The following is a 13,863-nucleotide window of genomic DNA, read 5'->3' as shown; positions in this document are numbered from 1 at the left end:
AAAATGTTAGCAGCACAACAGTTTGGAGAAGCTTTAAATGATTTATCTTATGATTTTTATAGTGGTGTACCTTGCTCATTTTTAAAGTATCTTATCAATTATGCAATTAATGAACAAGATTTTGTGATGGCTGCAAATGAAGGAGATGCTGTAGCAATTTGTTCAGGTGCTTATCTTGGTGGGCGTAAGCCAGTATTTCTATGCCAAAATTCAGGTTTAGCGAATGCGGTATCACCACTAACATCTTTAACCCATACGTTTAAGATTCCTGTATTGGGATTTGTTAGTTTACGTGGTGAAGAAGGGTTACATGATGAGCCACAGCATGAATTAATGGGTGAAATAACAGGTGAATTACTAGCAACTATGCGCATACCTCATGCTATATTGTCGACTGATTTTGACGAAGCACTTCAGCAATTAAAGGAAGCAGATGCACATATTGAACAAGGCGAATCTTATTTTTTCATTGTTAAAAAGGGGACTTTTGGGAAGGTTGCATTAAAAGAACAAAGTGAGATTGAAGCTATAGATGTTACTTATAGAGAATATGGGAAAAAAAGTGAGTTACCTGCCCGCTTAACTATGTTATCAGCAGTGAAATCTTATGCAGATGATAATGCACTTGTACTCGCAACCACTGGTTTAACGGGAAGAGAGTTGTACGAATTAGGAGATACAGCAAACCAGTTGTATATGGTTGGTTCGATGGGGTGTGTTAGTTCAATCGCACTTGGTTTAGCTGTTGCTCGCCCTGATAAAAAAGTGATTGCTATAGATGGAGATGGTGCATTATTAATGCGATTAGGGACAATGGCTACACTTGGTTATTACGCACCGAATAACCTATATCACTTATTATTAGACAATGCAGCACATGAATCTACAGGTGCACAGTTTACCGTATCTTCTCATGTTGATTTTTTAGATATGGCTAAAGCCACAAAGTATCACCATGTTTTTGCATTAGATGACGAACAAACATTAAAAGATTCCTTACAAGAGTGGGACACAATAGGCGGTTTAACTTTCGCTTACTGTAAAACGTCTTTAGGAGTGAAAGATAACTTAGGACGACCTAGTGTAACACCTGTTGAAGTGAAAAGTCGTTTTATGCAACACATTAAAAGTGAGTAACCCAATACGGGCTACTCACTTATTTTTTTGAAATATTCTTTCAGGGCTTCAATAAAGCCTTGCATGTCTGTTTTATCGATATCCCCAATATTCGCGATTCGGAACGTATTTAAATTACCTACCTTACCGGGATAAATCGTAAAACCTTTAGCAAAGAGTTCATCGTGCATTGTAGTAAAGTCATAGTTGTTATTGTCTGGTTCATAAATAGCTGTAATAATTTTAGAATGATGCTCTAAAGGAATTACCCAATCTAAATTTAGTTCTTTTAAGCTGGCTATAAGCACTTCCCATGAATTACTATAACGTTGATAGCGATTTATAATACCTTCATTTTTAGTTTCTATAATAGCCTGTTGTAGTGCATAAAAGGTTTGAACAGGTGGAGTAAAGCGACTTTGCCCTGTATTATTAAAGTATTCGTATTGTCCGTATAAATCTAAATAGTAAGTTTTACGTTTATGACTTTTACATTGTTCTAAATTAATTTTATTTGCGATTACAAAACCGATACCTGCCATACCTTGAATATTTTTGTTTGAACTAGCTGCTAAATAATGAATATTTTGTGTAGGCATATCTATTGGAATCGCGGCATAAGAACTCATAGCATCAACAATAAATGTTATGTTATTTTTACGGCACATCTCTCCAACAATTGTTAAGTCATTTAATAAACCAGTGGTCGTTTCATTATGCACAATTGCAATGTGTGTAATGTGATGACTGGTTTGATTGGTTGTGATGAAGTTTTCTAACTCATCATAATTTATTGCTTCTGTATAAGACGAGTCATACATTATATAGTTAATAGCATATGTATCACAGATTTCTTGCATTCGTTTTCCGTAAGCCCCATTATGCACTATTAACAAAGTATCATTATCCTTTACGACAGATGTTAATATTGCTTCCACAGCTGCTGTACCTGAACCAGGGAATAGCACAGTAGTATATTCCTCATTATTTGCAACAAACGACGTTAATTCTGATGAAACAAAGCACATGACGTCACCAAATGCTTCTTCACGAGGGCAAATATCTGGCTGAATTTGTGCATATTTCACTGCAGTCGAGGTAGTTGCAGGTCCGGGGTTTAGTAAAATATCTCGCTTAGGTAGTCCGCTTAATAATTGAATCCTTGGATAGACAGTTTTTCTTGCAAACGCTAAGTGTTCTTCGTTATCAATTTCACACCAAGTATACTCTGCGATTTTATGTACAAAAATATTTTGATGTGCAAGAGCAACTAATGCATCCTCATAATCCCACATTGCACATTCTAATTTTTCGTTATATAGCTTATTTATATTTTCTAACAGAGCAGCTGATAATTTTGTAATACCTACAAGCTCTCCATAAGTAGTGTTGAGTTCTGATTTATTTTTTGAGAGATTAATTAAATTAAAAGAGTCTGTTGTTTCGATATACACTTCATCATTAGAATTTGTAGGATTGCTCGCTAAAATAACATTAGGCTCTCTGTGCCACATAAGCTCTCGTATCCCATTTGGATCGTATAATAAATCAGATTCTAATAATAAAATATCTTTTCCTAAAATATGAGGGAAAATTTGCATGAGTGTTTCTAAGCTACCTGTTGATTCGTATTCAGGTGAATGTATACATGTTACATTAGGCATTCTATTAGCTAAATCCTCATAGAAATTATTACGGTAACCTGTGCCTATAATAATATTAGTAATACCATTCTGTTGTAGTGCTTCTATAGAGAGTTCAATTAACGAAGGGACATCCTTATAAATTTGTAAAAATCCTTTTGGTTGGTTATCTGTATATGGTCGCAGGCGGCTACCTATACCAGCTGCTAAAATGACTGCTGTTTTTATCATACCTTATCACTCCTAATGAATTATCTTATAAATATAAAATGATAGCTCCTAAAAATATTATAATAATAGATAATCGTAAAAAATAGTAGTTTTAGTTTATTACTAATTTTTTATGTGTAATTTGTATTTAGGACAATATGACTTGAAAATAGTCCTTGGTGATTAAATTTTAATGTGCGTTTTTTTAATTAACGCTTTTCATTTCCAAAATTAGGATACCCTCCTTAGAGGTAGCAATAGGACAATTCTTGCTACCTCTAAGGAAGAAGGGGTAAATGCATGAAAATTATATTGAGAATTATGTATTTAAAATCTTATTTACATATGACTTTAGACATTAGTTAGAAAGTTATATGATGCTTGTTGTCTATTATATGCTCATTAAATTGCATTTGATTAGTGTATAATGAAAATAAATCCAATGAAAGCGACAATTAATTTAACATAAACCTTCTTTTTAAAAGATGTAAAAGAGGGGATATCCTGGATTCAATACACAAGAACGTATATTTTGTCATAATATTGAGTTAAATCAATCCTAGAAGTAAAGACTAGTAATAATATTATTTATAATATTTTTTGATTTTAAACCTAAGAACCCCATTATAACTATAAGAATTTCAGTTTTTTTTCATGATTTATGGAAAAACTGAAATTCTTTTTTTTTTATCCGATATTATCTCTAGTAACGCTTGTAAGAGAATCAAGGGGGGATGGGAAACAATGCGTATATCAGAAAATACAAATATGGATGCAAAGGCGATAATCCAAACTGGTATTAAAAATAAACCAGCAGTAGAGGGGGGGACGAATCAAGGTAGTGAAGTTACAATAATACCTACATCTAAAGTTGAACAAGTCCAATTACTTGAAAATGCTGAGGAAACAAAGGCTAAAGTTCAACAAGCTGTAAATACAATGAACCAAATGTTAGAAGTTACACATAGCGCAGCGAAGTTTGTATATCATGAAGGGTTAGAACGATATTATGTGACGGTGGTTGACCAAAATACCGAGGAGGTAGTAAAAGAAATACCTCCCAAAAAGCTATTGGACGCATTTTATGAAATGCAGAAGATGCTGGGTATGATTGTAGACAAGAAAATATAAAAATATTAATGAGGAGGAAAAAAGTATGGTAACAAGAATTGGCGGTTTAGCATCGGGGATGGATATTGATTCACTTGTAGAGAAATTAATGAAGGCAGAACGTATGCCTTTAAATAAAGCTTTTCAACAAAAACAATTATTAGAATGGAAACGAGATGCATATCGTAATGTTAATGCAAAACTAAAAACATTTGATACTTTCTTATTAGATAAAATGATTCTTTCAGGAAAAATGAATCAAAAAACTGCAACTTCATCAAATGAAAATTTAGTATCAGTAAAGGCTACTTCAGGAGCAGCTGGTAATATTACAATTGGTGGTGTGTCACAATTAGCTTCTGCAGCCCAAGCTGTAGGTAATCAAACTGAATATACCGGTGATTCAAAGTTAAGTGAGCTAAATTTGAATGTAAATTCTATTTCTATCCAATCAATTGGTAAGGATGGTAGATTAGCAACAGAGGCAACAAAAGTTAATTTTACTAATGATATGACAATCAATGATTTAGTAAAGACAATTAACAATAGTGGTGCAGGTGTTACTGCTTTATTTGAAGGTGGGAAATTGTCCCTAACTGCTAAAAACACAGGCAGTGAAAAAGGTGGACAAGGTGAAATTGTTGTTACAGGTGGTTTGGATGTATTTAACAAACTAGGCTTCGCATCTACTGATGGTAAATTGGCTAGCAATGGAAAGAATGCTATGTTTGAAGTAAATGGTATTCAAACAGAGCGTTCATCTAATACTTTTACAATTTCAGGTTATGAAATGACATTAAAACAGACTTTTAATGCGGGTGACGTTGCTTTAAAGCAGTTTGAGGCAGCAAAATTAGAGCTTAAAAATGCACAAGATGCTATGGCAGGGCCGAATGGGCTTACTCAAAAATACATTGATGCTGCGAATCGTTATTTTGGCACATCTTTTTCTACGATAGATGAATTGAATAATGCTACATTGCCTCCTAGCGCATTTAAGACAGATTATGATACTGTATACATTAGTAAATTTGCTTCCACTTTAACAGAGCAGGAGCAATCGGTTTACAAAGATTTTGCAGATAAAAATCGTATTGCGAATTTAAGTGATGATGATATTGATACTATTAAAAATAATGATTTTGATACATTAAGAGCGATGAGCCAGTTCAGCGTTTATAGTGATGCAGATTTAAATAGAATGAAAGATAATGCAGATCGCCTTGAGAATTTCCGTAACCAGGCGAATAAAGAAGCAGATGAAAGACTTTATAAAGCAACTAATAAAAATTTACTTACAAATGATGAGGCAATTACGTTTTTAAATAGCATGAACGGTAAGACAACAGAAGAAATTAAAACTGCTATAAATGATCTTGCAGATGGCTCTTTAAAAACAATGCTGAAAAATACAAATGTAGAACAATTGCAGTTTCTATCGCAGGATTCTACTAGACTAAATGAGTTTAAGGATATTGCGACAAAGCAAGTAACTTATGAAAAAGAAAAAGCGAGTTATGATAGTGTAAAAAGCAACTATGGAGCTGGTTTGCAACGCGAAAAAGATGCGGAGCAAGCTTACGCTAATGCTGAAGAAGTAAATAACAATACTCCAACAGGTGGTACGACAGTAGCCTCTGTCACAATGCAAGCTACTACTGATACAAAGGCTGCGAAGGAACAAATCAAGGAGTTTGTTGAAAAATATAACGAAATGATTGATGAGTTTAATAAACAGCTAAAAGAAAGTAAATACCGTGATTATGCACCACTAACAGCTGAGCAACGTAAAGAGATGAGTGAAAATGAACAAAAGCTCTGGGATGAAAAAGCGAAGAGTGGTTTATTGCGTAGTGATTCAATTATTCGAGATGGTATGGCAAAAATGCGCGAAACATTTATGGGAAGTGTTGCAGGCCTTGGCGATAAATTCATGGATTCTTTAGCTGAAATTGGTATTACTACATCAAAAGATTTGAAAGATAGTGGTAAGCTTGTTATTACTGATGAGGCAAAACTAGATGCTGCATTAGAAAAAGATCCTGATCAAGTGTTTAAAATGTTCTCTCAAACGGGTGAGGTAACTGTAAAAGAACAAATAGTGAATGGAAAAACAGTAAAAGTAACAGAAGATAGTCGTGGAATTGCATGGCGTTTACGCGATGAGATGAAAAAAATGACAACCCAAATTGAGAAACAAGCAGGAAGAGAGGGAGCTGTTAACAATACATTTAGTTTGGGTATTGCGATTAATGAATCTGATACGCGTATGACGAAATTACAAGCTAAACTAAGAGATGTAGAAGCTCGTTATTGGAAACAATTCTCAGCTATGGAGCAAGCAATCAATAAAGCAAACCAGCAATCTAGTATGTTCGCGCAAGGTTAAGGTTTTGGCGGTCGTTTCTAATTAAGCAAGGTAGGAGAATATTATGAAACTAATAGATCAACTATTGCAGGTGTCAGCTAATTTATTTAAGCTTTTGGGTGATATACCAAATGGTGAAGAGCGCGATGAATATATTGATAACATTAACGACATGTTAGACAAGCGTGGAAAAATTATTGAAGATTTGGTTCAAGAAGGCTTTCTATTCGACAAACAGAATCGCATTCATCGAACTTTACTTGAATTAGATAATGGGATAAAAGAACGCTTGGCTGCTGTCATGAGCACTGTAAAGCAGGATATGGCAACCCTACAAAAAACGAAAAAAAGTGAACAGCAATACTACAATCCTTACTCGAATGTTCGTGTGATGGATGGTATGTATTATGACAAAAAGAATTAATAATTACCTATTAGCTTTTCTTCATAAAATGGTTTAAACTAGTAAATAAGTAACCTTTCAAAGGAGTTGTCCTTTATTGGCAGCAAATTTAACAGCACAAAATGCGTACAAACAAAATAGTGTTACAACTGCTTCACCTGGTGAGCTAACGTTAATGCTTTATAATGGATGCTTGAAGTTTTTGCATAAGGCTAAACTAGCAATCAAAGAAAAGAATATCCAAGAAAAAAATACAAATCTTCAAAAAGCACAATCAATTATTAGCGAGCTGATGGCGACATTGAATATGGATATCGAAATATCAAAAAATATGTTTGCGCTCTATGAATATATGAATCGTCGTTTAGTCGAGGCAAATATTCAAAGTGATGTCGCTATTATTGAAGAAGTTGAGGGATTAGTGATGGAATTCCGTGATACATGGAAGGAAGTTATTCGCATCAATCGACAGCAGCAATACGGTCAGGGAAACACTGGACAAATTTAGACAACATAGAGGCCATCGATCCAAGATGGTCTCTTTTCTTTGCGTGAAAAACGAGACACGGCATTTACATCATACAAAAGGGAACCATTTAAGTAGTCAAAAAATAGGTCTTTAATCGGCAAAATATGTTACTTATTCCCTCTAGATGTAAAACATGCACCGTGTCATAATCAAGCTAAATAGATGTTTAGAATAGTATTGGGGTGGGTAGATGATATTTAAACGCCAAGAAGGTTTTCGATTTAAGTTCGATGAGCCTGTTAAAATGACTTTTGCAATATATGAGGATGGTAGAGTCAATCAAGCGCAAACGGCAATGGCTGATTTACTTGATATTAGTCCACGCGGTTTAAAGATGTTTACTGAGGTGGATTTAGGTGTCAATCCTCGTCCGTTGGATTTACGCTTTGTTCTTGATACAAGAGAGGTACGAGCTTATGGTGAAATAATTTGGAGCCGTCCTTTTGGTAATGGCAAGCAGTATGGCGTGAATTTCAATAATCAAGAATCGGTTGAAGATTTGATTGTCGAAGAGTTGAAGTTGCGCAGAAGAAAAGAAGCGGATGAGGCAAAATTAAATAACATTCATTTATAAAGTAAAACATTCATCCTACATTTAATTTCGTTGCTGTCGCAGATGCTACACATTATTTCAGGAAAAAAATTTTTGTGAAAAAAAGAATTATTTTAGAGGAATTTCACACACTTGTGTAGAAATATATAGTATAGCAGTTATAAAGGAGGAGTTTACATGTTAAACTTTAACATTCGTGGTGAAAATATTGAGGTAACTCCAGCTATTCGAGAGTATGTTGAAAACAAAATCGAGAAAGTTGAACGCTATTTTAACGAAGATGTTAACGCCAACGCTAACGTAAATTTAAAGGTTTATAATGACAAGCAAACTAAAGTGGAAGTTACAATTCCAATGAAGAACTTAACTCTTCGTGCAGAAGAGCGTCATAATGATATGTATGCTGCGATTGACTTAATCGTTGATAAATTAGAACGTCAAATCCGTAAGCATAAAACAAAAGTAAACCGTAAATTCCGTGAGCGTGAAGGTACTGGCCTTTATTTTGCTACTTCTCAAGCAGCGGCTGATGTATCAACAGAGGATGAAGAATACTCTATTGTTCGCACAAAACAATTTGATCTAAAACCGATGGATCAAGAAGAAGCTGTTTTACAAATGAATATGCTAGGGCATGATTTCTATATCTTTACAGATGCAGAATCAAACGGCACAAATATTGTCTATAAACGCAAAGACGGTAAATACGGCTTAATTGAAACAACTTAAACTTTAACTTCTTTCAGCAGAAGTCTCTCATCTCTAAAGATAGTGAGATGAATGTTGTTTTAAATCACTTTTCAGCGGATGTCCAAATATCCGCTGAAAGAAGTTAAAAGCCTCCGGCGGATGTCACGGAATCGGAAAGGAGTTCTTTGTGCAAGCACAAAGCCGATTCAGGACGCAATTATGCCGAGGCATAATTGATTATATACAAAGGCTCTCGCAAAAGCGAGAGCCTTTTTTATCTTCATTCAGTAGAAAAAATTATCGCCAATATAGGTGCTTGGATGAATGCATGTATATCTTTTCACCAAACACCTACTTGCATCCGGATTTCATTTCATGATAAGGACTCTGTTTGCATGAATCTGTTATACAATGGTAAAATGAAAGTTGAGACTATATAGGAAGTGAAAAAATTCATGGCAAACCTATTAAATAAATTATTTGATTTCAATAAACGTGAACTAAAAAAATTAGAAAAAATCGCTGACCAGGTTGAGGGATTCGCTTCTCAAATGGAACAGCTTTCAGATGATCAATTACAAGCGAAAACAGAAGAATTTAAAAAACGTTATGCGGACGGAGAGCCTTTAGAGTCGATTCGTGCGGAAGCTTTTGCGGTTTGTCGCGAAGGGTCAAAGCGTGTGTTAGAAATGTACCCATTCCGTGTACAAATTATGGGTGCTGCGGCACTAGATGAAGGTAATATTGCGGAAATGAAAACTGGTGAAGGTAAAACGTTAACGGCTACTATGGCTGTTTACTTAAATGCCATTACTAGTAAAGGCGTACACGTTGTGACAGTCAACGAATATTTAGCAAGCCGTGATGCTGAAGAAATGGGACTTTTATATAATTTCTTAGGCTTAACGGTTGGTTTAAATTTGAACAGCATGTCAAAAGAAGAAAAACGTGCAGCTTATCAAGCTGATATTACGTATAGCACAAACAATGAGCTTGGCTTTGACTATTTACGTGATAATATGGTGCTTTATAAAGAAGAGCGTGTACAACGTCCGCTACATTATGCGGTAATCGATGAGGTTGACTCGATTTTAATTGATGAAGCGCGTACGCCATTAATTATTTCGGGTCAGGCTGGGAAATCAGCGCAGCTTTATAAACAGTCTAATGCGTTTGTTCGTATGTTAAGTGCTGAAACGGATTACACATATGAAGAATCGACAAAAGGTGTTACGTTAACAGATGCTGGTGTTGAAAAAGCAGAGAAAGCATTTGGCGTTGATAACCTATTTGATTTAACACATGTACGTTTAAACCATGCGATTAACCAATCGTTAAAGGCGCATGTAAGTATGCATAATGATGTTGATTATGTTGTACAAGAGGGCGAAATCGTTATTGTTGACGGCTTTACAGGTCGTTTAATGAAGGGTCGCCGTTACTCTGATGGACTACATCAGGCGATTGAAGCTAAAGAGGGCGTAGAGATTCAAAATGAATCGATGACGATGGCGACAATTACATTCCAAAACTATTTCCGTATGTATCAAAAGCTTGCAGGTATGACAGGTACAGCGAAAACTGAGGAAGAGGAATTCCGTAATATTTATAATATGAGTGTTGTGGCGATTCCAACGAATAAGCCGATTGCTCGTGATGACCGTCCAGACTTAATTTTTGCTTCGATGGATGGGAAATATAAAGCGGTGGCGGCAGATATTGCAGAGCGCCATAAAGCTGGACAACCAGTTCTTGTTGGTACTGTTGCCATTGAAACATCTGAAATTATTTCGAATTTATTGGATAAACATAAAATTCCGCATAATGTCCTAAACGCGAAAAATCATGAGCGTGAAGCCGAAATTATTGCGAATGCAGGTACAAAAGGTGCAGTAACAATTGCAACAAACATGGCTGGTCGTGGTACGGACATTAAACCTGGTGAAGGTGTAATGGAGCTTGGCGGTTTAGCGGTAATTGGTACGGAGCGTCATGAATCACGTCGTATCGATAATCAGCTGCGCGGTCGTTCTGGTCGTCAAGGGAACCCAGGGATTACTCAATTCTATCTGTCACTAGAAGATGAATTAATGCGTCGTTTTGGCTCCGATAATATGAAGAACATGATGATGAAATTAGGGATGGATGATTCACAGCCACTACAATCTAAAGTTGTTTCAAGAGCAGTAGAATCAGCTCAAAAACGTGTTGAAGGTAATAACTTCGATGCTCGTAAACGTCTATTACAATATGATGATGTGCTACGTCAGCAACGTGAGATTATTTATAAAGAGCGTTACGACGTATTAGAAACAGAAAATATGCGTGTGCTTGTTGAGTCTATGATTCAAGAAACGATCGACAACGTTGTGGCATTGTATACACAAGGTGAGCAAAAGGATTGGCACTTAAAAGCAATTGATGACTATGTTGCCGCAAACCTATTAGATGAAGGCGATCTGAAGGTGGAAGATTTCCAAGGTAAATCCGCAGAAGAGATTAACCAGCTAATTTCAAACGCTGTCCAAACACGTTATGATGAAAAAGAAGAACAGCTTACGCCAGAACGTATGCGTGAATTTGAAAAGGTTATCTTATTACGTTCAATTGATACGAAGTGGATTGATCATATCGATGCTATGGATCAGCTACGTCAAGGTATCCATCTTCGTGCATATGGTCAAAATGACCCGCTTCGTGAGTATCAACAAGAGGGCTTTGCTATGTTTGAGGATATGGTTGCTTCCATTCGCGAAGATGTAGCAAAATATGCAATGAAGGCAGAAATCCACAATAACTTAGAGCGTGAGGAAGTTGCAAAAGGTCAAGCTGTTAATCCGAAAGAGGATGGCGGTTCAGCTCCGAAAAAGCAACCTGTCCGTAAGGCTGAAAATGTCGGACGTAATGATTTATGTCCGTGCGGAAGCGGTAAGAAATTTAAAAACTGCCATGGTGCAGCTCAATAAGTTAACGATTATGAAAAAGATCATTTTAACTGAATGTTAAAATGGTCTTTTTCTATGTTTTGATATAGAGCTTAAATCTATCGAGATATTAGAAAATTCAGAAAAAGATACATAATACTACAACAATAGGTAAATAGTTCAATAAAAAAGGTAATGTTTATAACTTTTTTCTGATTTATTATGAGTATATATGAATAGTATGAAAGTTTTGTGGATTTGAACTTGTTTTCTTTTGATAAGGGGGTGATTCATGTGTGGACATAAAAATCCTCGAGAATAGGAGTCCTAGGAAGACCTTCTCGAGGAAGTACATTGGAGTATACCAATATATTTATTAGTATACTCCTCTTTACTAGAAAAAATAAATAATATTTTAAGGAGGATTTACATGCATTGTGATGACATTATGAGTAGTGAAACGATGCTGTATATACCGGAGTATGATGCCCATGGAAACTTGTGCACACGTGTAATAGAAAGGGATAATGAATATATTTCAAAATTATCACCGACAAAATTAATGGATTATAATCTACGTTATTTTGGTTCAAGCTTAAGAGGGGCTTTCGATGGCTCGAAAATGATACTGGGGAAGTTGAATAAAAATCCCATAGTTGTTCATGAGCGAAGTAATATTGTATGGTTTCCAAGTAAATCCTATTTACGACCTGAATGTAAATGGTTTGCCGTCCATCATATCGAGGACTATCAAGCTGTGGATAATAAGTGTACAAAAGTAACTTTTATGAACGGCTATGAATTTAATGTGGATCTAAGTGTCAGAGCATTTGAATCCAGAATTCAAAGAGCGTTTTTATTAAAATATAAACTGGAGAAACGAATGAAGCATTTACTAGTTCAATATGATCAAGGTAGAGTATTCCAACGAATGGCGAACAACTTTATCTTTGACAATGAAGTTGAAAATGATTGACACACTATACAGTATTGTAAAAAAGTATGTTTTCCTCCGTAAAAACGTTATAATAAAGAGATACGGGGCTTGAAAAAATGAAGTATGAGTATTTTAAAATCATTTTTCGTACTGATTTTTCTAAAAGCTTGGGTGGTTATCATAGAATAAAACAGATAGCCCCATTAATAACGTTCGGAGGATTTAATAATGATTGAATTAGCAGATGTACGTAACGCGTTAGACACTTCAGCCGGAAAATTGGCGGATTTTAGGGGGTCTCTTTGACTTAGAAAACAAAGAGGCACGTATTCAGGAATTAGATGAAATGATGCTTGAGCCAGGTTTCTGGGATGATCAGCAAGGCGCACAGGTAATCATTAATGAAAGCAATGGCTTAAAGGCAATTGTTAATGAATATAAAGATTTATTGGAAACACATGAGAACCTAGATATGACGCTAGAGCTATTACGAGAAGAGCCTGATGAAGAATTGCAGGAAGAGCTAGGCAATGAATTAGTAGAATTCCAGCAAAAAATGGGCGATTTTGAGCTGCAATTACTATTAAGCGGTCCATACGATCAAAATAATGCGATTTTAGAGCTGCACCCAGGAGCAGGTGGTACGGAATCTCAGGATTGGGGCTCAATGCTGCTTCGTATGTACACACGCTGGGCGGAAAAACGTGGCTTTAAAGTCGAAACAGTTGATTATCTTCCAGGCGATGAAGCGGGTATTAAGTCTGTAACATTGTCTATTAAGGGTCATAATGCTTACGGCTATTTGCAATCAGAAAAAGGTGTCCATCGTTTAGTGCGTATTTCACCATTTGACTCTTCGGGTCGTCGTCATACATCATTCGTTTCTTGTGATGTTATGCCTGAATTCGATGATAATATTGAAATTGATATTCGTACAGAGGATTTAAAAATTGATACGTATCGTGCAACGGGAGCAGGTGGTCAGCATATTAATACGACAGATTCAGCTGTTCGTATTACGCACATTCCAACTGGTACTGTCGTACAATGTCAGGCAGAACGTTCACAAATTAAAAACCGTGAAAAAGCCATGACGATGTTAAAAGGTAAACTCTATCAATTAGAGATCGAAAAGCAACAAGCGCAGCTAGATGAAATCCGTGGTGAACAGAAAGAAATCGGCTGGGGCTCACAAATTCGTTCATATGTATTCCACCCATATTCAATGGTGAAGGATCATCGTACAAATGAAGAAACAGGTAATGTAGGAGCGGTGATGGATGGCGATGTAGATCCATTCATTAATGCATACTTACGTTCAAAAATCGGGTAATGAAAGCCCCTCAGAGGCACAGTAAAATTGTGCTTTTGAGGGGGTTT

11 protein-coding genes are annotated in these 13,863 nt (G+C 35.8%); 10 read left to right on the top strand and 1 reads right to left on the bottom strand.

What is annotated here, in order from left to right; translation table 11 throughout:
* The first annotated feature begins 3 nt into the window (after positions 1-3).
* Positions 4-1,137, top strand: a complete 1,134-nt coding sequence (gene aepY, locus ACFVT8_RS18820; protein WP_387083739.1) for a phosphonopyruvate decarboxylase — start codon at positions 4-6, stop codon at positions 1,135-1,137.
* 11 nt (positions 1,138-1,148) lie between these two features.
* Here aepY and ACFVT8_RS18815 read toward each other — a convergent pair whose 3' ends face one another.
* Positions 1,149-2,990, bottom strand: a complete 1,842-nt coding sequence (locus ACFVT8_RS18815; protein WP_387083738.1) for a 2-aminoethylphosphonate aminotransferase — start codon at positions 2,988-2,990, stop codon at positions 1,149-1,151.
* 723 nt (positions 2,991-3,713) lie between these two features.
* Between ACFVT8_RS18815 and ACFVT8_RS18810 the strand changes: the two genes are divergently transcribed.
* From ACFVT8_RS18810 to prfB, 9 genes are all read left to right on the top strand, one after another.
* On the top strand, positions 3,714-4,100 hold the full coding sequence (locus ACFVT8_RS18810) for a flagellar protein FlaG (RefSeq protein ID WP_387083737.1): 387 nt from the start codon (positions 3,714-3,716) through the stop codon (positions 4,098-4,100).
* 25 nt (positions 4,101-4,125) lie between these two features.
* Positions 4,126-6,468, top strand: a complete 2,343-nt coding sequence (gene fliD, locus ACFVT8_RS18805) for a flagellar filament capping protein FliD (RefSeq protein WP_387083736.1) — start codon at positions 4,126-4,128, stop codon at positions 6,466-6,468.
* A gap of 43 nt (positions 6,469-6,511) precedes the next feature.
* Positions 6,512-6,871 (top strand): flagellar protein FliT, encoded by a 360-nt coding sequence (fliT, locus tag ACFVT8_RS18800; RefSeq protein WP_387083735.1) that lies wholly within the window; start codon positions 6,512-6,514, stop codon positions 6,869-6,871.
* Between the two features lie 76 nt (positions 6,872-6,947).
* On the top strand, positions 6,948-7,358 hold the full coding sequence (gene fliS / locus ACFVT8_RS18795; RefSeq protein ID WP_387083734.1) for a flagellar export chaperone FliS: 411 nt from the start codon (positions 6,948-6,950) through the stop codon (positions 7,356-7,358).
* A 211-nt stretch (positions 7,359-7,569) separates the two neighbouring features.
* Positions 7,570-7,953 carry a PilZ domain-containing protein gene (locus ACFVT8_RS18790; RefSeq protein WP_387083733.1) on the top strand — a complete coding sequence of 128 codons (384 nt, stop codon included), beginning with the start codon at positions 7,570-7,572 and terminating at the stop codon, positions 7,951-7,953.
* 156 nt (positions 7,954-8,109) lie between these two features.
* Positions 8,110-8,661: a ribosome hibernation-promoting factor, HPF/YfiA family gene (gene hpf, locus ACFVT8_RS18785; RefSeq protein WP_387083732.1), complete on the top strand. Its 552-nt coding sequence runs from the start codon at positions 8,110-8,112 to the stop codon at positions 8,659-8,661.
* A 416-nt stretch (positions 8,662-9,077) separates the two neighbouring features.
* Entirely contained in the window at positions 9,078-11,588 is a 2,511-nt protein-coding gene (gene secA, locus ACFVT8_RS18780; protein WP_387083731.1) for a preprotein translocase subunit SecA, read from the top strand.
* A 388-nt stretch (positions 11,589-11,976) separates the two neighbouring features.
* A complete protein-coding gene (locus ACFVT8_RS18775) occupies positions 11,977-12,522 on the top strand; it encodes a competence protein ComK (RefSeq protein ID WP_387083730.1) in 546 nt (181 codons plus the stop codon).
* Between the two features lie 189 nt (positions 12,523-12,711).
* Positions 12,712-13,816, top strand: a protein-coding gene (gene prfB / locus ACFVT8_RS18770; protein ID WP_387083729.1) for a peptide chain release factor 2 whose coding sequence is annotated in 2 segments (ribosomal slippage) — positions 12,712-12,786 and positions 12,788-13,816 — 1,104 coding nt in all. Because the reading frame shifts where the segments join, the coding sequence is not laid out codon by codon here.
* The last annotated feature ends 47 nt before the right edge of the window (positions 13,817-13,863 follow it).

Source organism: Lysinibacillus sp. NPDC058147, from assembly GCF_042884205.1.
In the GTDB taxonomy this organism is placed as follows: Bacteria; Bacillota; Bacilli; order Bacillales_A; family Planococcaceae; genus Lysinibacillus.
Note: the sequence above shows the minus strand (reverse complement) of the source record. Positions and strands in the feature narration are given on the sequence as shown.